The sequence below is a fragment of the Sphingomonas sp. TX0543 genome, from assembly GCF_048565505.1.
Classification (GTDB): domain Bacteria; phylum Pseudomonadota; class Alphaproteobacteria; order Sphingomonadales; family Sphingomonadaceae; genus Sphingomonas.
The window spans coordinates 2,611,257-2,629,737 of sequence record NZ_JBLZUS010000002.1 but is presented as its reverse complement, the minus strand read 5'-3'; the positions used below and the strand labels follow the sequence as shown (position 1 = coordinate 2,629,737).

Sequence of the window (18,481 nt, the reverse complement as noted above, 5' to 3'; positions counted from 1 at the left end):
CAGTTCGCAGATGCGTGCGCGGGCGATCGCCCTGTTGCTGCCGCTGGCGTTGCTCGCAGGCGCATGGGGCTCGCAACTGATCGGCGGCCTCCAGCCGTGCGAGATGTGCCATTGGCAGCGGTGGCCGCATTACGCCGCGGTCGTCGCGGCGGCGCTGGCGTTTGTCGTGCCGGGGCGCTCGATCAGGCTGACGCTCGTCGTGGGCGCGGCGGCGCTGATAGCCGTGTCTGGGATGATCGGCGTTTTTCACGCGGGGGTCGAATATCACTGGTGGCAGGGGGTAACCGCCTGCTCGACCAGCGTGAGCGGCGTGGGGATCAGCACTGATGAGATGCTCCGCCGCATCCTCGCTGCGCCGGTGGTGCGGTGCGATGCGGCGCAATGGCGGCTGTTCGGCATCTCGCTCGCGGGGTTCAACGCGATCTTCTCGCTTGGCGGTGCGATGGTGATCGCAGCACTGATCCGGGGGCGGCGATGAGCTGGAAACCGGGCGATCGGCGCGAGCTCGTGAAGTCGATGATCCGTGTCGATCAGGCGGGCGAATATGGCGCCACGCGCATCTATGCCGGGCAACTCGCGATCATGGGCCATCGCTCCGCCGCCGCGCGGAAAATCAGCGGCATGGCGATGCAGGAAGAGCGGCACCGCGCCTATTTCGATCGGCTGATTGCGGAACGCGGCGTTCGGCCCACGTTGTTTCAGCCGTTCTGGAATGTCGCCGGGTTCGCGCTGGGCGCGGTGACGGCGGCGATCGGACCCGAAGCCGCGATGGCCTGCACCGCAGCGGTGGAGACCGAGATCGACAAACATTATGACGAGCAACTGGCGACGCTCGGCGGTGACGAGCCGGAACTGGCGGCTGCGATCCGCGAATTCCAGGCGGAGGAGGTCGAGCATAAGCAGACCGCGCTCGCCAGCGGCGCGGAGGATGCGCCGGCCTATCCGTTGTTGTCCGCCGTGATCCGGCTGGGTTGCCGCGTCGCGATTGCGACAGCGAAACGCATCTGACGCGGGAGAGAAGGATGCTTGTGCGTAGATTTGTTACCGTGGCGCTGGCGCTGTTCCCCGCCGCGCTTTCCGCCCAGACGGCGGCCCCGCCGGCCAGCACCGGCCGTGAAGCGCCGCCACCGCTCATCATTCCGCCGCCGTCTAAAGAGGTGGCGATGCCCGGTGCTCCCCACGCCAGCCGCCAGACCGTGTCCAGCGAAGTATCGCGCAACGCGCCGATAAATGGGGTGCTGACGCTCTATGGCAATGAGCGTTGCCCGACGAACAAGGAGGGCGCGGAGGTCGTCGTCTGCGTCCGACGGTCGGCCGAGGAGCAGTTCCGCATCCCGAAGGAATTGCGGAATTTCGAGGTAACGCCGGAAAACGCCTCCTGGGCAGTGCGCGAGAAAGGCAATGCCGATGTCGGCGCGGCCGGGATCGGGAGCTGCTCGGCGGTTGGCGTCGGCGGTGCGACCGGATGCTTCGTGCAAAGCGCGCGACAGGCCAAGGCCGAATCGAAAGCGCGTGCGAAGGAAGCGAATCCCGATCTTCCGAACTGAGCGCTCTGGCGGCCCGGCGGATTGTGCCACGACTTGCGCGATGTCGCGTGGCCGGCGCACAGGTGAATCATCACCAGGCGGCGCGACAGATCATCCTGCCGCGCGCCTGAGCGATCGTCGCAGGACGAAAGGAGCGCCCGATGCACATTGCCTTCCTGCTTTTCCCCCAGGTGACGCAACTCGATCTCACCGGCCCCGCTCAGGTGTTATCGCGCATGGGAGACGGGACGCGGCTCGATCTGGTCGCAGCGACGCGCGATCCCGTCTCAACCGATGCTGGATTCGCGATACTGCCGACAGCGACCTTCGCGGATGTTCCCAAGGCCGACATACTGTGCGTGCCCGGCGGGTTTGGCACGAATGCCGCGATCGCTGACGACCGGACGATCGACTGGGTGCGCCAGCTTGGGCTGAACGCGGAATGGGTAACGAGCGTGTGCACGGGATCGCTGATCCTCGGGGCGGCGGGGCTGCTCGAAGGATATCGCGCGACGTGTCACTGGGGGCAGCGCCACATGCTGCCATTGTTCGGCGCCACGCCGGTTTCCGAGCGCGTCGTGATCGATCGCAATCGCGTGACAGGCGGCGGCGTCACGGCAGGGATCGATTTTGCATTTCGGCTGATGGCGCTGATCCGGGGCGAGGCGCACGCGCGCATGGTGCAGCTCAGCCTGGAATATGATCCGGATCCGCCGTTCGATTCGGGTTCGCCGGAGCATGCCGATATTGCGCTGGTCGATGCCTATCAGCGACGTGTGGCGAAGCTGGCGCCCGGCCGCGATGATGAACTTCGTCGGCTGGCCGCGCTGCGCAATTATCCCTGATGGCGCTTCTTGAGGCCGCGCAGGCGGTGCCAGAGATAGAGGCCGCCAACCGCGACGATCACCAGCCCGATCGCCAGATCCGCCTGGTGGAAAAATGCCTTCAGGCGCGGGTCGCTGTTCCATGCGGTGCCGAGTTTCATGCCGACCCACGCCAGCAGGAAGCAGAACGGCCAGGAGCCGATGAACGTGTAGATATGGAACGGGATCAGCTTCATCCGCGCCACCCCGGCGGGAAAGGCGATGAAGGTGCGGATGATCGGCAGCATCCGGCCGATCAGGATCGCAATCGGCCCCCAGCGTTGAAAGAAGCGGTCCGCCATGTCGAGCTCGCCCGGCCCGATCAGCACATATTTCCCCCAGCGCTCGGCGAGCGGGCGGCCGCCGCGCTTGCCGATTTCGTAAGCGACGATCGAGCCAAGGTTGCAGCCGATCGCCCCCGCGGTCGCCGCAAGGTACAGATCGAACCGTCCGGTCGAAACGAGATATCCCGCGAACGGCATGATGATTTCTGACGGCAGCGGAATGCACGCGCTCTCGATGGCCATCAGCAGGGCGATTCCCCAATAGCCGCTGGCGGAGATGACGGTGACGGCAAAGGTCGCGAGCGCGGCCAACAGCTTTTCAATCATGATGATCCGCGCATGGGCGATGGGCAGACGGCGGTCAATTGTCGCGCGCCGCCCGACACGAACTGTTACAATCCTCCGTTAAGTAAAAAACACCATTTATCAATATTATAAATCGGATTTGAAGCCTCATGCTGGCGACACGCTGATCGTCGCCGGCGAATTTGGGAATTTTAATCGCCGCGGGCGTGCGACCAAATCCGGATTGGATCGTTTTTAGCGCGCGTCAAACCCAACTCAGTTAAAGCGGGGATCATGGGGGCTGTTCGTAAAGCGCTGTTCTGGGCGGCTGTATCGCTCGCGGTGACGATGGTCCCGCTGGTCGGCCTGTGCGCTTGGCAGGGGCTCAATGTTCCGTTGCTGAATTGGTTCGTCGCGATTGTAACGTCGGGCGGAGTGTCCTTCCTCGTCGTTCTCCGACTGACAACGCAAAGTGAGCGGCTGCGCCATATTAACAAGGAGCTGCGCGAGGCGCAGGTTCTGCTGAAATATGCTGCCGAATCCGATCAGCTCACTGCTGTGCTCAATCGCTTCGCCTTCCTTGAGCACGCCGAGGCGCACCATGCCCATGCCGAGGGGTGGATGTTGTTGCTCGATATCGATCACTTCAAGGCGATCAATGATCGGTTCGGCCATGAAGTGGGCGATCGGGCGCTCCAGCACGTCGCAAGCGTTCTGCGTGGATCGCTTCGGGCCGACGACATCATCGGGCGGCTCGGTGGGGAGGAGTTCGGCATCTATCTTCCCGGCGCAAGTTCCGAAAAGGCGATGCAGATCGCCGAGCGCGTAAGACGCAACATCGAAAAGGCGGCAGAATTCGCGGCACAGGGCATCTTGCTGACGGTAAGCATCGGGCTTGCCGAGGCGAAGCGCGCCGTGGCTGTCCGCGATTGCCTGCGACAGGCGGATTTCGCGATGTACGGCGCGAAGCAGGAAGGCCGTAACCGCATCAGCCTGACTGCGGCGACGCTCGAGCCCGAGATCATCGCAACCGTGATCGAAACGCCGAGCCCGCGATCATTCTGCGGCGAGTAGCGTCTCCGCCGCCTGAAGATCGACCGATACCAGCCGGCTGACGCCGCGTTCGATCATCGTAACGCCGAACAGGCGGTGCATCCGGCTCATGGTGACGGCATTGTGGGTGACGATCAGATATCGCGTCCGTGTCTCGCGCGTCATCCGATCGAGCAGATCACAGAATCGTTCGATATTCGCATCGTCGAGCGGCGCGTCCACCTCGTCGAGGACGCAGATCGGCGCGGGATTGGTGAGAAACAATCCGAAGATGAGCGCAACTGCCGTCAATGCCTGCTCGCCACCGGAAAGCAGCGTCAGCGATTGCAGCCGCTTGCCCGGCGGTTGCGCCATGATCTCCAGCCCCGCCTCCAGCGGATCATCCGAATCGATCAGTTCCAGATGGGCCTGCCCGCCATTGAACAATGTGGTGAACAGCCGCCGAAAGTGACCGTCCACCGCCTCGAATGCGGCGAGCAGGCGCTGCCGCCCCTCGCGATTGAGCGTGCCGATCGAGCCGCGTAGCTGATTGACCGCCTGACCAAGCTCGTCTCGCTCGGTCGCATTGCCGATCGCGCCTGCCTCCAGGTCGGCCAGTTCCTGCTCGGCCACGAGATTGACCGGCCCGATCCGCTCGCGATCAAGCGTCAGTTTCTCATGCGCGCTCGATTCCTCCCGCGGTGAGCGGACCGTCGCGCTGTCGAAGCCTGCCTTGGCCGGAAGCACCGGCGCCGGGCATTCGAAGCGCTCTCCTGCGAGGCGGCCCAACTCGATTCTGCGCAGTTCCTGATTTTCGGCACGTGCAAGCGCCCCGGCGCGCATTTCGCGTGCGGTTGCGAGCGCCTCGCCCGTGACGCGCGCGGCTTCCTCGCATCGGCGGAGCGCGGCTTCCGCCTCGCGTTCGGAAAAAGCCAGCGCATCGGCGGATTTACGGGCCGCGTCGTGTCGGGCCGTAAGGTCGGCGATCTCGATCATCAGCGCGGCAGGCCGTGGGGCGAGAATTTCGCGGTCCCGCCCCAGTTCGTCTTCGCGCTTCGCCATATCCGCGATGCGGCGCGCAGCGTCGCCGGCGCGGCTTTTCCAGCTTTTCGCTTCCATCTGCGATGCTGCAAGCCGTTCCTGCGCGGTGGCCCCGGCGCGCTCGCGGGCGGAGCGTTCGGCGCGGGCATAGGCGACCGCGGCGCGGCGCCCCTCCGCGTCGTGCTGGAGCGCCGCGACCTTACTCGCCGTCACGCTGGTATCGGGCAGGCTGGCGATCGCGCGTTCGGCCTGGGAGACTTCGGCCGCCGCCGCATCCCGCTCGGTAGCGGTCTGCGTGGCGCGGGCGCTAAGGTCGGTGCGCTGCCCGGCAAGCCGCTCGATCTGCGTGGTCGCGCGATCGATGCGTTGCTGGGCATCGCGCGCGGCGGCGTCGGCACGCGTGAGCGTGGCACGCGCCGCGCCCGCTGCTGCCCTCGCAGCGGTGATCCGCGCGTCGGTCATGGCGAGCACCGAATCGGCGCGCTCAACTGCAAGACGCGCTTCCGGCAACGCTGCCTCGATGGTCGCGAGCCGGTTCAGGCGCTCCAGCCGTTCTGCCGCCGCCGCCCCGCCGCTTCGCGCCACGAAGCCATCCCAGCGACGCAGCCGCCCAGCAATCGTCACCAGCCGCTGCCCCACCGCCAGCGGGCGGCCGTCATCTTCGGTCAGCGCGATGATCTGCGTGAGCCGTCGTGCAAGCTGCGGAGGCGCGGTGATGTGGGTGGCCAGAGTGTTCTCGCCCGCCGCGGGATCGCTGGGCAGCGAAGCGGCGCCAGACCAATGCGCCTCCGCCGCAATATCCAGTCCGATCTCCAGGTCATCGCCGAGCGCGGCGGCCAGCGCGCGCTCGTAGCCGGGAGCCGCGCGGACGTGATCGAGCAACCGGTCGCGCCCGGAACGCTGCGTTGCGCGGACAAGCGTCGCGGCTTCGCTTTCGAGCGCGGCCAGTTCCGCGCGGGCGGTGGCGCGGCGAGCCTGGGCATCGTCGCGCGCGGCGAGCGCTGCATTCTCCTCATCGTCCGCGCTCGCCAGAGCGGTCCGCGCGCTTGTCGTATCGGCGGCGGCGGCGGCGAGCGCCTGTTCGGCCTCGATCCGTCCGGCCTCAAGCGGCGCTGTATCGGCCAATGCGGAAAGCGCATCGGCTGCCGCACGCGCCTCGCGTCCGGCGCGATCGGCCCGCGCTCGTGCAGCGGCGACGGCGGCATGGACGACGCGCGCCTCGGCGGCCTCGCTCGCCTGTTGCGCCAGCGCCTGCGCCAGCGCCACCTCAACATCACGCGCCGCACGTTCCGCCTCCGCCTGCGCCTGGTCCAGCAGCGGAAGGTCAGCCGCGACCGCCGCGATCTCCGCATCCAGCGCCTTGCCTTCGCGGGCCAGCCGGGCGAGGGCATCGGCGGCATCGTGCGCGAGTTGTCCTTCGCGTTCACGATCGGCGAGGATGCGCTGCGCCGCCTCCACAAGCTCGGCGAGGCGGCGTTCGATACCGGCCTTTTCGGTGTTGAGCGTCGCAAGTCGGTGCGCCGCCTCGGTCATCCGGTCGCGCGCGGCGAGGGAGGCGGTGCGCGCCGCGGCCAGCATATCCGTCGCCTGCACCTGGTACGCGGCTGCGGCCTGCTGCGCCTCGCCCGCTTCCGCGACGCGCGTTTCGGCCGCGGCCGCCTCGGCCTTGGCCGCATCCGCAGCGGCGGCAGCTTCGCGCCAGCGGCTGAAGATCAGCCGCGCCTCGGCAACGCGAATTTGTTCCGACAGCGCGCGATAGCGTTCCGCCTGCCGTGCCTGGCGCCGAAGCGCGGCGGCGCGCGCTTCCTGATCGGCGATCACCTCATCCAGCCGCTGGAGGTTCGCTTCGGTCGCGCGCAGCTTCTGCTCGGCATCCTTGCGCCGCACGTGAAGGCCGGCGATCCCCGCCGCCTCCTCAAGCATCGCACGTCGCTCGGCCGGTTTGGCGGCGATCACCGCGCTGATCCGGCCCTGGCTCACGAGTGCCGGCGAATGCGCGCCGGTGGCGGCGTCGGCGAATAGCAGCGCCACGTCCTTCGCGCGCACGTCGCGTCCATCGATGCGATAGGCGGAGCCGGCGCCGCGCTCGATCCGGCGGACGACTTCCTTCTCCTCGCCATCAAGCTCGGCGAGGATCGATACTTCGGCGAAGTCGCGCGCGGGCCGCGTCGCGGTGCCCGCGAAGATCACGTCCTCCATGCCGGCGCCGCGCATCGATTTGGGTGAGTTTTCGCCCATCGTCCAGCGCAGCGCCTCGAGCAGGTTGGATTTCCCGCAGCCGTTCGGGCCGACGACGCCGGTCAGGCCCGGCTCGATCCGCAGATCGGCCGGGTCGACGAAGCTCTTGAAGCCGGTAAGCCTCAGCCGCTTTATCTGCATCGTGCGCGCCCCCCGACGCCGATGCCGCCGCCGTCAGGCCCCGGCGTTCTTGAGCGCGGACTCGATCTGCGGCCACGTGACCGATCCCTCGAGCGTCTTGCCATTGAGGATGAAGGTGGGCGTGCCGGTCACATTGTGCTGCTGCGTCGCCGTTTCGGTGATCTTCGCGATCGCCTCCAGCTTCTTGCCGTCGGCGAGGCAGGCGCGCGCCTGTTGCTCGGTCACGCCGCGCTGCTTCACGAAATCGACATAGCCGAGGTAGTCAACCCAGGCGGTGGCCTGCTGTGACGGGGTCATCGCCTGGAGCTTCGCCTGGAAATCGGCCGGTATCTTCTCCAGCTTCTCCAGGAAACCGGGCTGTTCGAGATACATCTGCTCGAGGATCGGGAAGAACGGCGCCTCGCCCACGCATTCGCCCAGCGCAGCGACGCCAAGATCCGGCGCGTGGACGAGGAAATCGCGGAATTCATACGATACCTTGCCGGTCTTCACGTATTTTTCCTCGAGCGGCTTCATCCCGGTCTGGCCGAACGCGCCACAGGTTGGGCAGGTGCGTGAGCCATATTCGACCAGCTTGATCGCCGCATTCGGGTTGCCCATCACATAGCCGCCGTCGGGTGTCTTGGAGACGACCTGCGTCCAATCCTGGCCGGCCGGCGCGGCGACGGCGGCAACCGGCGCGGCCGGCGTGGAGGAATCGCCACCCGTGCTGCCACAGGCGGAGAGCAGCGCGATCGCGGCGACGGAAACGGCGAAACGAAACGTCATGGATTACTCACTCCGAAAGATACTCACTTGGCGCCGGCGGCGCGAAGCATTGGCTCAAGCTTCGCCCAATCGGTGCCTTCGATCAACTTGCCGTTCAGCTCGAACGCGGGGGTGCCGCGGATCTTCTCGCCGTATTTAGTGGCCCGCTCGATCGCGGCTTGCGCCACGGCCGGATCGGCGAGGCACTGGTCGATCGCGGCCTGCGTCATCCCGGCATCGCGCGCGATCGCATCCAGCCCAGCACCCTGCGCCATCGCGCGATATTGCGCCGCCGGGCTGTAAAGCCCCAGTCGCTGGCCGTTGGCGGAATCGAATTCCATCGCGTTCTTGAGCCAGTCATCCTGCCGCGCGAACAGCGCCTCGTGCAGCCGTGGAAAAACCGTGGTGCCGGAACAGCGCGCCAGCATCGCCGCGACGAGATCATAGCGATCATGGATCGAACTGCGGATCTCCAGGCTAAGCGAGCCGGACGCAATCATCTTCCCCTTGAGTATCGCGGCGGAATCGCGCGTGAAATGCGCGCAATGCGGGCAGGTGTAGCTGGCATATTCGATCAGCTTCACCCTCGCCGCCGGATTGCCGATGACGTAGCTGCCTTGCGCGGCCGGGGCGGCAACGCTGGTCCAGGCTCGCGGCGCGGCGACGATCGGGGCGGAGAGCGCGAGCGCCAGTATCGGGAACAGTCTTCTCATCATCGGATCGTGGGCAGCCTTGGTGCCGCGACGCCGGCGGCGAGCGCCTCCAGCACCGCCTTGAGTTCGGGATCGCCGATCGTGCGCAGGCTCTGGCCAAGTTCGGCAGGAACGGGGCGCGGCGCGACGGGCGGACGGGGCAGCGCTCGCGGCGCGATATCCCCCTGGCGGATCGCCACGCGCGCGACGGCGGCGTAGCCGAAGAAGCGGTTCACCCGCTCGATGATCTCCGGCGTGATATGGCTCATCATCGCGGCATGGGCGCCGCGGACCGTGAGCGTCAGCACGCCATCCTGCTTCTTCCCCTGCGGGAAGCGGATCGATTCGGGGCTGCTGACGCGCGCGAGCTTCTCACCGACGATCTCCGGCCAGCGCGTGACGACGGCGGACTGGACGAAGCCGAACTTGCGGAACGCCGCGCCGCCCACGGCGGGCAACAGTTCGGCGACCTGTCTTGATCGGTTCTGGCGCGCCGGTTCTGGTTGGGGGGTGCGCGGGCGCTTGCTCATTCCGGTGCTCATGCCATAGCCGGGGCGTGGACGCCAAGCGCTCGATCAGCGAACGACTGCTTACCTGGTATGACGTGCATCGCCGCGATCTGCCGTGGCGCGCCGCGCCGGGCGAACGGGCGGACCCTTATCGCGTCTGGCTTTCCGAGGTGATGCTGCAGCAGACGACGGTGGCGACCGTAGGCCCGCGCTTCGCTGCATGGGTGGCGCGCTGGCCGGATATCGCCAGTCTGGCCGCCGCTGACGAGGCGGATGTGATGGCCGCCTGGGCGGGGCTGGGATATTATGCCCGCGCGCGAAATCTGGTGAAGGCAGCGCGGGTGCTGGCGCGCGAACACGACGGGCGGCTGCCTGATCGCGAGTCCGCCTTGCGTGCGTTGCCGGGGCTTGGCGATTACACCGCCGCCGCGATTGCCGCGATCGCCTTCGGGCGGCGCGCGGTGGTGATCGACGCCAATGTCGAACGTGTGGTGGCGCGGTTGTTCATGGCGGCCGGGAAACCGGCGGTCCGCGCCGCTGCCGAGAGTATCACGCCGGACGAACGGGCGGGTGATTTCGCCCAGGCGATGATGGACCTCGGGTCGGCGATCTGTGCCCCGCGCAATCCGCGCTGCATGCTCTGCCCGCTCGCGATCGCCTGTGACGGGCTGAAAAATGGCGTGCAGGAAAACTATCCGGTGAAGGCCGCCAAGAAGCCGCGCCCGCAACGCTATGGCACTATATTCTGGCTTGAAAGAGGTGACGAGGTGTTGCTCGTCCGCCGCCCGGGACGCGGACTGCTGGGAGGCATGCGCGCGCTGCCGACCGGGCCGTGGGACGAAGTTCGCCCCGGGCTGGAAGGCGCGCCGGTATCGGCCGAATGGCGGTTACGCAACGTCACCGTCTCCCACGTTTTCACGCATTTCATGCTCGAACTGTCTCTTGCGGAGGCGCGTTCGGACGCGCACACATCGCTGGAATCGGGAGAATGGTGGCCGATAGCTCAGATCGATTCGGCGGGATTGCCGAGCGTCTTTGCCAAGGCCGCACGGGCGATAAGGGGAGAATGATGCGGCTGATCCACCTGATCGGCGCCGGCGGCGCGCTGGCGATGATCGCGACCGGGGCGAGCCTCGCTCGGCAGGCGCAACCGGCACCCGGTGCCGTGTCGCCGGTGCCGACCGTGGCGGCACGCGCCAATTCCCTGCTGCCCAATATGCAGGCGTTGTTCGACGGCTATGTCGCTGATGACAAGATGCCGGGCATCGTCGGCGCGTTCGGCTTTGGCGACCGGCCAACCCTGTTTGTGTCGGCCGGGCGCATCAGCGACGAGCCTGTCGCAGCGCAGGCAGGGCCTGACAGTCTGTGGCGTATCTATTCGATGACCAAGCCGATCACGGGCATGGCGGCGATGATCCTGGTGGAGGAGGGCAAGCTCAAGCTCGACGATCCGGTGGCGAAATATTTCCCCGGTTTCGCCAAGATGCGCGTGCTGACCAGCCCGGACACGTCGCTCGACAGCGTGCCCGCGAAGAGCCAGATCACGATCCGCGAACTGCTGACGCATACCGCCGGGCTGAGCTACAACATTTCCGCCAAGGGCCCGCTGCTGCGCGAATATGAGCGGCTCGGCATCCTTCCCGGCCAGGTCAACGCGCAGATCGAGGTGCAGGCGCGCAAGGCTCGTCCAAAGACGCTTGCCGAGTTCGCGGAGCGTGTGGCGCAGGCGCCGCTGATCGCGGAGCCGGGAACGAAATGGAGCTATTCGATCGGCCTCGATGTGATGGGCGCCGTGATCGAGAAGGCGAGCGGCATGTCGTTCGACCGCTTCGTGCAGACCAGGCTGCTCGATCCGCTGCGAATGAATTCCACCTACTGGAATGTGCCGGCCAGCGACGTCGGGCGGCTTTCGACCAACTATCTGTTCGTGGGCGACAAGCGTACGCCGCTCGATCCGGCCGCCGGATCGGTTTACCTCAGCCCGCCGAGCTTCCCTTATGGCGGCGCGGGGCTTGTTTCGTCGGCGCGTGATTATGATCGCTTCCTCCACATGCTTCAGGATGGTGGCATCCTCGATGGCGTGCGCGTGATGAAGGCCGAGACGGCGGCGCTTGCGATGTCGAACCTGATGCCGGAGGGCGTCTATTTCGCCGGGCTTGGCGATGGCACCGGCGGCAATATGTCCGCCAAAATGGGCTTTGGCGCGGGCGGCTCGGTTTATCTTGCGGACGGGCCTGGCGGTGTGCCGTCGAAAGGCACGTATGGCTGGGGCGGTGCCGCCGGTACGATCGCCTGGGTCGATCCTGCCAAGAAGGTGCGGGGCACGGTGATGGTGCAATATTTCCCGTCCGAGAAATGGCCGCTGCGCCAGGATGTGGTCGGCGCGCTGAGCAAGGATGTAGCGAGGTTTCGTCAGTGATTGCGCCCGGTTTCACGGGCGGATTGCTGGATCGCGCCGATCATATGCGCCATGACGAGGCTGCGTTCGCGGCAGCGATCGGCAACTGGCAGGCACGGCTGCTAAAGCTCAACGCTTGGGAGCCGGAGATCGGCGACGACGGCCGGCTCGGCTGGGGGATGCTCACCGAAGCCTCCGAGGACGCCGAATTCGTCCTGCTCGGGCTGGACGACGGACGCCCCCGCTTCGCCGCGTTCGATCCGGCCGCAGGGCCAGCACCGGGCTTCCGCTCGCCCGCGCTGTTCGGGATGCTGGATCAGCTTCGGGAAGGGGAGGCGGCGACCTTCGCGGCGGCGCGCTCGGTGCTGGACTGGCATGCGCGGCACCGTTTCTGCGCCAATTGCGGCGCCTCCACCGTGATGTTTCGCGCCGGCTGGGGTCGGCGGTGCGATGCGTGCAAGAGTGAGCATTTCCCCCGCGTCGATCCGGTCGTCATCATGATCGCCGAGCATGCCGGGCGGGCGCTGCTGGGCCGGCAGCCGGGCTGGCCGGCGGGGCGCTATTCCGCGCTTGCCGGCTTTCTGGAACCGGGCGAATCGATCGAGGAGGCGGTGCGCCGCGAGATTGCCGAGGAGGCCGGCGTGCGTGTCGGCGCGGTACATTACATCGCGAGCCAGCCGTGGCCATTCCCCTCGCAACTCATGATCGCCTGTGTCGGCCACGCGGAGCATGATGCGTTGACGATCGATACGAACGAGCTGGAGACCGCGGGCTGGTTCACACGTGACCAGGTCCGCGCGTCGCTGGCGGGTGAGGAGGCACCGTTCCTGGCGCCGCCGTCCTATGCGATCGCGCATACGTTGCTGACCGAATGGGCACGCGGCTGAACGGATCATGCGGGCACGGCCGCACGCCGGACGCCGGGAGCGGCTTGACTTTCGGCGCACTTTCCCCCATTTGCCGCTCTGATCGAGGCGTTTAAAACGCAGCGTGATCGGGCTTTTTTGAGCCCCGGCTCCGCCTCGGTCTTCGTTCGGGCTTCCCTAGTCACGCGGGGTGTCAATCTTCCCCGCCTGACTGCGCGCCATGCCGGTGCGCGGCCCGGCATCTATTTGCAGGTATTTCACTTCATGAGCTTTTCCGCACTCGGCCTGACCGACGCGCTCGTCCGCGCGCTCGATACCAAGGGCTATGAGACTCCCACGCCGATCCAGCGCGACGCGATCCCGATCGTGCTCACCGGCCGCGACCTTCTGGGCATCGCGCAGACCGGCACCGGCAAGACCGCGGCGTTCGTGCTGCCGTCGATCCAGCGCCTCGCCGAGGTTCCGAAGAAGGTGCTGCCCACGCATTGCCGAATGCTGGTTCTCGCGCCGACGCGTGAGCTTGCCAGCCAGATCGCCGACAATGCGCGCGGCTATGCGCGCAACTCGAATCTTTCCGTCGCGACGGTGTTCGGCGGCACCAGCATCAACAAGAACAAGCATGACCTGATGCGCGGGGTCGACATTCTGGTCGCCACGCCGGGCCGGCTGATCGATCTGGTCGAGCAGGGTTATTGCAACCTTTCGATGCTCGAAATCCTCGTCCTGGATGAAGCGGACCAGATGCTTGACCTGGGCTTCATCCACGCGCTGCGCAAGATCGTGCGGATGGTGCCGCGCCGCCGCCAGACGTTGTTCTTTTCGGCCACCATGCCGTCGTCGATCCGCGAACTGGCGGGCCAGTTCCTGCATGATCCGGAGACGGTTTCGGTCGTGCCGGCGGCGACAACGGCCGAGCGCGTCGATCAGTACGTCACTCTCGTCAACCAGCAGGAAAAGCAGGCGCTGCTCACCATCCTGCTGACGGAGGAGAATATCGACCGCGCGCTCGTCTTCACGCGCACCAAGCACGGCGCCGATCGCGTCGTGCGGCTGCTCGCGGGCAATGGCATCGCGGCCAATGCGATCCATGGCAACAAGAGCCAGCCGCAGCGCGAGCGCGCGCTCGTCGCGTTCAAGTCGGGCGAGGTGCCGATCCTCGTCGCGACGGATATCGCCGCGCGCGGCATCGACATTTCGGGTGTCAGCCACGTTTTCAATTTTGAGCTGCCCAATGTGCCGGAGCAATATGTCCACCGCATCGGCCGCACTGCGCGCGCCGGGGCGAGCGGCATCGCCATCTCCTTCTGCGCCGATGACGAGCGGCCCTATCTGCGCGATATCGAAAAGGTCACGCGTCAGCGTGTGCCCATGCGCGCCTTGCCGGCGGATTTCCTGAAGCGCGCGGAGGCGCTGAAGGCGGCGCGCGTGCGCGTTGCCGGTCCCGATCCGGCTCCGCGCGAAGATCGCCCGCGCGCGCAACGCGGCCCGGCCCGGCCCAAGGCCTCGCATCATCCGGTCGCCACGCGTGATTATTCGAACGCCAGTCGCAGGGGCACTGGCGGTCGTGGCGGCGGCGGCGGCGGCGGCGGCGGTCGGAACCGTGGCCGGGGTCGTGGCCCCGGCGCGGCGGCTGGCGCCTGAATCCCTGAAAGGCGATTGAATGATGGGCCGACGGCGACACGTCGGCCCCTGGTAACGATCGGCGGCGGCTATCGTGTCGCCGATCGTAACCCGTATCGCGTGAAGCGTTACGCCAGCTCCGTAAGCCACTCGGCCGCCGGTGCGCGCGGGCTGCGCGCACGATTGGCAGGTTCGTCCGCATCCTCGTATCCGATCGCCATTCCGCAGAACAACATGCGTTCGGATGGCGTCCCCAGAAAACCCTCAACTGTCTGGGGATAGACCGCCCAGCATTCCTGCGCGCATGTTGCGAGCCCCGCTTCCACCGCGAGCAGCATCAGGTTTTGCAGATACATGCCAAGATCCGCCCATTGCGGCGGCCCCATGCGGCGATCCACCGTCACGAAATAGGCGGCGGGCGCTCCAAAAAACTGGAAATTCCGGGCAAACCAGATCGCGCGCGCCTTCTTGTCCTCTCGCGGGATGCCGAGATGGCCATACAGCATTTCGCCGATCTGGAACGTGCGCTCCTTCGTTTGCGGCGGCATTTCGCGCGGATAGATATCGTAACCGGGCGTCTCGGTTTCGCGTCGCTCGATCTTTCCCTGCATGATCTCCTTCAGGCGTGCGATCGATTCGCCGTGGACGATATCGATGTGCCACGGCTGTATATTGCCCCCGGTCGCCGCTCTGGCGGAGCGCAGCGCCAGTTCCTTCAGCAGCGCCGGATCGACCGGCTTGTCGAGGAAACCGCGCACTGATCGCCGCGCCAACACCGCTTCACTAACGTTCATTCGCCTCTCCGCTCTTGCCGTTCGCGTCAATCCGCGCCACATGCAGCAGCGGGATAACATCTGTTATGGAGAGTCGGAAGATGCCTGAGGCGTATATCGTCGAAGCGGTGCGGACGGCGGGGGGACGGCGCGGTGGCAAGCTCGCCGGCTGGCACCCGGTGGATCTGGCGGCCAAGGTGCTGGACGCGGTGGTCGAGCGATCGGGTATTCCCGGCGAGGCCGTGGAGGACGTCATCATGGGCTGCGTCAGCCAGGGCGGCGAGCAGGCCGGGCAGGTCGGCCGCAATGCGGTGCTCGCCTCGAAGCTGCCGCAGAGCGTTCCGGCGGTTACGATCGATCGCCAGTGCGGTTCGTCGCAGCAGGCGATGCAGTTCGCTGCGCAGGCGGTGATGTCCGGCACGCAGGACGTGGTGATCGCCGCGGGTGTGGAGAGCATGACGCGGGTGCCGATGGGCTCCACCTACAAACTGTTTCACGATGCCGGGCTGGGCAAGAACAAGTCACCGGGCCTCGAAGAAAAATATCCCGGCATCGTCTTCAACCAGTTTGCCGGCGCGGAGATGATCGCCAAGAAGTACGGCTTCACCCGGGAGGCGCTCGACGAATTCTCGCTCGGCAGCCATCGCAAGGCGGTCGCAGCGACGCAGGCGGGCAAATTCAAGGACGAGATCGTTCCGCTCGAGGTTGAGACGCCCGAGGGCAAGGAACAGCACGGATCCGACGAGGGTATCCGCTACGATGCGTCGGCAGAGGGCATGGCCTCCGTCAAGAAGCTGTCGGAAACCGGCGTCCTGACTGCCGCGTCTTCCAGCCAGATCTGCGATGGTGCCAGCGCTGTGCTCATCGTCAGTGGCGAGGCGCTGAAAAAGTATAATCTCAAGCCGCTGGCCAAGATCGTGAACCTCACCGTTACCGCCGGCGATCCGGTCGTGATGCTCGAAGAGCCGCTGTTCGCCACCGACAAGGCGTTGAAGAAGGCCGGCCTGTCGATCGACGACATCGATCTTTACGAGGTCAACGAAGCGTTCGCGAGCGTGCCGATGGCATGGCTGCACCACACCGGCGCCAACGCCGACAAGCTCAACGTCAATGGCGGCGCGATCGCGCTCGGCCACCCGCTTGGCGCGTCCGGCACGAAGCTGATGGCCACGCTGGTGCATGAACTGCGCCGTCGCGGTGGCCGCTATGGCCTGCAGACGATGTGCGAGGGCGGCGGCGTCGCCAACGTCACGATCATCGAGAATTGCGACTGGGACGAGGGCGCGAAGGCCGCGGCCTGAGCCACAACGCACTGCTACGAGAAGAGGGTAGAATGAAGCTCGACAATACTGTTTCCGCCGTCATCACCGGCGGCGCCTCCGGCCTTGGCGCGGCTACCGCGCGGTTGCTTGCGTCCAAGGGCGTGAAGGTAGCGCTGTTCGATTTGCAGGAAGAAAAGGGCGAAGCGCTCGCCGCCGAACTGGGCGGGGTATTCTGCAAGGTCAACGTCACTGACGAAGCGTCGGTGGACGAAGGGTTCGCCAAGGCGCGTGCCGCGATCGGTCAGGAGCGCATCCTGGTCAATTGCGCCGGCACCGGCAATGCGATCAAGACGGCGAGCCGCAGCAAGGAAGATGGCTCGATCAAGCATTTCCCGCTCGATGCGTTCAACTGGATCATCCAGATCAACCTTGTCGGCACCTTCCGCTGCATTGCCAAGTCGGCCGCGGGGATGTTGACGCTGGAGCCGCAGGAAGATGGCGAGCGCGGCGCGATCGTCAACACCGCGTCGGTCGCGGCGGAAGACGGTCAGATGGGGCAGGCGGCCTATTCCGCGTCGAAGGGCGGCGTTGTCGGCATGACGCTCCCGATCGCGCGTGATCTGATGGGTGAGGGGATCCGGGTGAACACGATCCTGCCCGGCATTTTCAATACCCCGCTGCTCGCCGCCGCGCCGCAGAACGTGAAGGACGCGCTCGCCGCTTCCGTGCCGTTCCCGAAGCGGCTTGGCGATCCGGCGGAATATGCCGCTCTCGCCACGCTGATGATCGAGAACGGCTATTTCAACGGCGAGGACGTGCGGCTCGACGGCGCGATCCGCATGGCGCCGCGTTGATCGGCTTCGCGAGGGGCGCCGGTGATCTGGCTGCCCCCCGCACGTGATCTGCCGGCGCGGGAGCGGCGCTCTCCCGCGCCGGCGCCTTATTTTTCTTGCGAAAGCCAGCCTGAATGCCTCGCCCCGACGCATGGCGCCTGTCGCCTGATGCCTATCCGATCCGCGAGGCGGTCCAGACGCGCTATCAGGATCTCGATCCCAACGGGCATCTCAACAACGTGGCCTTCGCCGCATTGTTTGAAACCGCGCGGGTTCTCATCAATCGGTCGCTCGGCGGCCGCGAGGCGTCGCCCGCATTCGGCGCGGTCGTCGCCCGTAATGAGATAAACTACCTCGCCGAAGGCCGCTTCCCCGATGCTGTCGAGATAGCCACGGGTATCGGCAAGATCGGCAACCGGAGCTGGGAAATGCTCGCGGCGATGTTCCAGAACGGCCTGCCGATCGCCACCTGCGACACCGTGATCGTCATGACCACGCCGGTTGGCGAGCCGATCCCGGCACCGGTGCGTGAACGGCTGGAAGCATTGCGGGCGTCCCCGAAGTAGCAACCGTCCGCGCGTTCACCGCGGTATTTCGGGCTTCTGCTAAAGCGATTGGCCGTCATCGACATCGATCACCGCGCCCGTCACCGCCGCGGAAGCATCCGACGCGAAATAAAGCATCATCGGATCGAGCGCCTCGATCGTCATCATCCGTTTGCGGTGGAAACTGGCGATCTGGTGCGCGCCACCGTCGGTCTGAAACCAGTCTCCGGCGATCTCGGTCTGGACATAGCCTGGCTGGATCACGTTCACGTTGATGCCCTGGCGCACCCATTCGCGCGCCAGATTGCGGCCGAGATGCGCGACCCCGGCTTTCGACGCGGCATAAGCGCTGTCGCCCTGCCCGGTGAGATGCGCGGTGATCGAGCCGATCACGATCGCGCGGCCGTTGCCTTTTTCCCGTGATCCGGCCGCGATCAGCCGCTTTGCGCCCTCGCGCACGGTGAGATAGGCTCCCAGAAAGTTCGCGTCGAGCAGCTGCCGTAATCCTTCGACCGTCACATCGGTGGCGCGGCCCGCGTGGCTGATGCCGGCATTGGCCACGATCGTATCGACGGTGCCGAAGCGCGCTTCGGCGGCGTCGTAAGCCGCGATGGTCGATGCTTCATCGCCGACATCGAGTGTCACCGCCAGCGCATCCGCGCCGATCTCCGCCGCCAGCGCCTCGATCCGATCGACGCGGCGGGCCCCGAGCACCACTTTGGCGCCGGCCTTCGCGTATAGCCGGGCGAAATGCGCCCCGAAGCCCGATGATGCGCCCGTTATCAGCGCAACCCGCCCGTCAAGCCTGAACGACATGTCCCATCTC

At 66.3% G+C, this 18,481-nt stretch carries 19 protein-coding genes; 12 read left to right on the top strand and 7 right to left on the bottom strand.

Annotated elements, in window-relative coordinates; translation table 11 throughout:
* Window positions 1-10 precede the first annotated feature (10 nt).
* From ACM61V_RS13225 to ACM61V_RS13210, 4 genes are all read left to right on the top strand, one after another.
* Window positions 11-478 carry a disulfide bond formation protein B gene (locus tag ACM61V_RS13225; protein WP_137787685.1) on the top strand — a complete coding sequence of 156 codons (468 nt, stop codon included), beginning with the start codon at window positions 11-13 and terminating at the stop codon, window positions 476-478.
* On the top strand, window positions 475-1,008 hold the full coding sequence (locus ACM61V_RS13220; RefSeq protein WP_137787589.1) for a demethoxyubiquinone hydroxylase family protein: 534 nt from the start codon (window positions 475-477) through the stop codon (window positions 1,006-1,008). Before ACM61V_RS13225 ends, ACM61V_RS13220 begins: the two co-directional genes overlap by 4 nt.
* Before the next feature lie 20 nt (window positions 1,009-1,028).
* On the top strand, window positions 1,029-1,547 hold the full coding sequence (locus ACM61V_RS13215; protein ID WP_249341632.1) for a hypothetical protein: 519 nt from the start codon (window positions 1,029-1,031) through the stop codon (window positions 1,545-1,547).
* 140 nt (window positions 1,548-1,687) lie between these two features.
* Entirely contained in the window at window positions 1,688-2,371 is a 684-nt protein-coding gene (locus ACM61V_RS13210) for a DJ-1/PfpI family protein (RefSeq protein ID WP_137787588.1), read from the top strand.
* Here ACM61V_RS13210 and ACM61V_RS13205 read toward each other — a convergent pair.
* Window positions 2,362-3,000 (bottom strand): DedA family protein, encoded by a 639-nt coding sequence (locus tag ACM61V_RS13205; RefSeq protein ID WP_137787587.1) that lies wholly within the window; start codon window positions 2,998-3,000, stop codon window positions 2,362-2,364. The genes ACM61V_RS13210 and ACM61V_RS13205 overlap by 10 nt on opposite strands.
* Window positions 3,001-3,252: 252 nt before the next feature.
* Between ACM61V_RS13205 and ACM61V_RS13200 the strand changes: the two genes are divergently transcribed.
* Window positions 3,253-4,032 (top strand): GGDEF domain-containing protein, encoded by a 780-nt coding sequence (locus ACM61V_RS13200; RefSeq protein WP_137787586.1) that lies wholly within the window; start codon window positions 3,253-3,255, stop codon window positions 4,030-4,032.
* Here ACM61V_RS13200 and ACM61V_RS13195 read toward each other — a convergent pair.
* The 4 genes from ACM61V_RS13195 to ACM61V_RS13180 are packed head-to-tail and all read right to left on the bottom strand — an operon-like array spanning window position 4,015 to window position 9,379.
* Complete coding sequence (locus tag ACM61V_RS13195; RefSeq protein ID WP_419714061.1) at window positions 4,015-7,410, bottom strand: chromosome segregation SMC family protein; 3,396 nt, start codon at window positions 7,408-7,410, stop codon at window positions 4,015-4,017. The genes ACM61V_RS13200 and ACM61V_RS13195 overlap by 18 nt on opposite strands.
* A 33-nt stretch (window positions 7,411-7,443) precedes the next feature.
* The gene (locus ACM61V_RS13190; protein ID WP_137787584.1) at window positions 7,444-8,178 is read right to left on the bottom strand and encodes a thioredoxin domain-containing protein; all 735 of its coding nucleotides are present in this window, start codon (window positions 8,176-8,178) and stop codon (window positions 7,444-7,446) included.
* 23 nt (window positions 8,179-8,201) lie between these two features.
* Window positions 8,202-8,870 carry a DsbA family protein gene (locus ACM61V_RS13185; RefSeq protein ID WP_171007627.1) on the bottom strand — a complete coding sequence of 223 codons (669 nt, stop codon included), beginning with the start codon at window positions 8,868-8,870 and terminating at the stop codon, window positions 8,202-8,204.
* Entirely contained in the window at window positions 8,870-9,379 is a 510-nt protein-coding gene (locus tag ACM61V_RS13180) for a DUF721 domain-containing protein (RefSeq protein ID WP_249341630.1), read from the bottom strand. The genes ACM61V_RS13185 and ACM61V_RS13180 overlap by 1 nt, the downstream gene beginning before the upstream one ends.
* 26 nt (window positions 9,380-9,405) lie before the next feature.
* Between ACM61V_RS13180 and ACM61V_RS13175 the strand changes: the two genes are divergently transcribed.
* The 4 genes from ACM61V_RS13175 (at window position 9,406) to ACM61V_RS13160 (ending at window position 14,263) form a co-directional block, all read left to right on the top strand.
* Complete coding sequence (locus ACM61V_RS13175) at window positions 9,406-10,428, top strand: A/G-specific adenine glycosylase (protein WP_419714060.1); 1,023 nt, start codon at window positions 9,406-9,408, stop codon at window positions 10,426-10,428.
* Complete coding sequence (locus tag ACM61V_RS13170) at window positions 10,428-11,777, top strand: serine hydrolase domain-containing protein (protein ID WP_137787581.1); 1,350 nt, start codon at window positions 10,428-10,430, stop codon at window positions 11,775-11,777. Before ACM61V_RS13175 ends, ACM61V_RS13170 begins: the two co-directional genes overlap by 1 nt.
* Window positions 11,774-12,643: an NAD(+) diphosphatase gene (gene nudC / locus ACM61V_RS13165; RefSeq protein WP_137787580.1), complete on the top strand. Its 870-nt coding sequence runs from the start codon at window positions 11,774-11,776 to the stop codon at window positions 12,641-12,643. Before ACM61V_RS13170 ends, nudC begins: the two co-directional genes overlap by 4 nt.
* Window positions 12,644-12,886: 243 nt before the next feature.
* Window positions 12,887-14,263, top strand: coding sequence for a DEAD/DEAH box helicase (locus ACM61V_RS13160; RefSeq protein ID WP_137787579.1), 1,377 nt, complete (start codon window positions 12,887-12,889; stop codon window positions 14,261-14,263).
* Between the two features lie 107 nt (window positions 14,264-14,370).
* On the opposite strand, the gene ACM61V_RS13155 is transcribed toward ACM61V_RS13160, so the two are convergent.
* A complete protein-coding gene (locus ACM61V_RS13155; RefSeq protein ID WP_137787578.1) occupies window positions 14,371-15,036 on the bottom strand; it encodes a nitroreductase in 666 nt (221 codons plus the stop codon).
* Window positions 15,037-15,116: 80 nt separating this feature from the next.
* Between ACM61V_RS13155 and ACM61V_RS13150 the strand changes: the two genes are divergently transcribed.
* The 3 genes from ACM61V_RS13150 (at window position 15,117) to ACM61V_RS13140 (ending at window position 17,676) form a co-directional block, all read left to right on the top strand.
* Window positions 15,117-16,316 (top strand): acetyl-CoA C-acetyltransferase, encoded by a 1,200-nt coding sequence (locus ACM61V_RS13150; protein ID WP_137787577.1) that lies wholly within the window; start codon window positions 15,117-15,119, stop codon window positions 16,314-16,316.
* A gap of 32 nt (window positions 16,317-16,348) precedes the next feature.
* The gene (locus ACM61V_RS13145) at window positions 16,349-17,131 is read left to right on the top strand and encodes an SDR family NAD(P)-dependent oxidoreductase (RefSeq protein ID WP_137787576.1); all 783 of its coding nucleotides are present in this window, start codon (window positions 16,349-16,351) and stop codon (window positions 17,129-17,131) included.
* Between the two features lie 113 nt (window positions 17,132-17,244).
* Window positions 17,245-17,676 (top strand): acyl-CoA thioesterase, encoded by a 432-nt coding sequence (locus tag ACM61V_RS13140; protein WP_419714059.1) that lies wholly within the window; start codon window positions 17,245-17,247, stop codon window positions 17,674-17,676.
* A 39-nt stretch (window positions 17,677-17,715) separates the two neighbouring features.
* Here the strand turns inward: ACM61V_RS13140 and ACM61V_RS13135 are convergent, their stop codons facing one another.
* The gene (locus tag ACM61V_RS13135) at window positions 17,716-18,471 is read right to left on the bottom strand and encodes an SDR family NAD(P)-dependent oxidoreductase (protein WP_137787574.1); all 756 of its coding nucleotides are present in this window, start codon (window positions 18,469-18,471) and stop codon (window positions 17,716-17,718) included.
* Window positions 18,472-18,481: the final 10 nt, after the last annotated feature.

What these genes read in the sequence shown, in the direction of transcription:
- ACM61V_RS13225 (WP_137787685.1), top strand. Translation starts at nt 11, where the DNA reads ATGCGTGCGCGGGCGATCGCCCTGTTGCTGCCGCTGGCGTTGCTCGCA.
- ACM61V_RS13220 (WP_137787589.1), top strand. Translation starts at nt 475, where the DNA reads ATGAGCTGGAAACCGGGCGATCGGCGCGAGCTCGTGAAGTCGATGATC.
- ACM61V_RS13210 (WP_137787588.1), top strand. Translation starts at nt 1,688, where the DNA reads ATGCACATTGCCTTCCTGCTTTTCCCCCAGGTGACGCAACTCGATCTC.
- ACM61V_RS13205 (WP_137787587.1), bottom strand. Translation starts at nt 3,000, where the DNA reads ATGATTGAAAAGCTGTTGGCCGCGCTCGCGACCTTTGCCGTCACCGTC.
- ACM61V_RS13200 (WP_137787586.1), top strand. Translation starts at nt 3,253, where the DNA reads ATGGGGGCTGTTCGTAAAGCGCTGTTCTGGGCGGCTGTATCGCTCGCG.
- ACM61V_RS13195 (WP_419714061.1), bottom strand. Translation starts at nt 7,410, where the DNA reads ATGCAGATAAAGCGGCTGAGGCTTACCGGCTTCAAGAGCTTCGTCGAC.
- ACM61V_RS13190 (WP_137787584.1), bottom strand. Translation starts at nt 8,178, where the DNA reads ATGACGTTTCGTTTCGCCGTTTCCGTCGCCGCGATCGCGCTGCTCTCC.
- ACM61V_RS13185 (WP_171007627.1), bottom strand. Translation starts at nt 8,870, where the DNA reads ATGAGAAGACTGTTCCCGATACTGGCGCTCGCGCTCTCCGCCCCGATC.
- ACM61V_RS13180 (WP_249341630.1), bottom strand. Translation starts at nt 9,379, where the DNA reads ATGAGCAAGCGCCCGCGCACCCCCCAACCAGAACCGGCGCGCCAGAAC.
- ACM61V_RS13170 (WP_137787581.1), top strand. Translation starts at nt 10,428, where the DNA reads ATGCGGCTGATCCACCTGATCGGCGCCGGCGGCGCGCTGGCGATGATC.
- ACM61V_RS13160 (WP_137787579.1), top strand. Translation starts at nt 12,887, where the DNA reads ATGAGCTTTTCCGCACTCGGCCTGACCGACGCGCTCGTCCGCGCGCTC.
- ACM61V_RS13155 (WP_137787578.1), bottom strand. Translation starts at nt 15,036, where the DNA reads ATGAACGTTAGTGAAGCGGTGTTGGCGCGGCGATCAGTGCGCGGTTTC.
- ACM61V_RS13150 (WP_137787577.1), top strand. Translation starts at nt 15,117, where the DNA reads ATGCCTGAGGCGTATATCGTCGAAGCGGTGCGGACGGCGGGGGGACGG.
- ACM61V_RS13145 (WP_137787576.1), top strand. Translation starts at nt 16,349, where the DNA reads ATGAAGCTCGACAATACTGTTTCCGCCGTCATCACCGGCGGCGCCTCC.
- ACM61V_RS13140 (WP_419714059.1), top strand. Translation starts at nt 17,245, where the DNA reads ATGCCTCGCCCCGACGCATGGCGCCTGTCGCCTGATGCCTATCCGATC.
- ACM61V_RS13135 (WP_137787574.1), bottom strand. Translation starts at nt 18,471, where the DNA reads ATGTCGTTCAGGCTTGACGGGCGGGTTGCGCTGATAACGGGCGCATCA.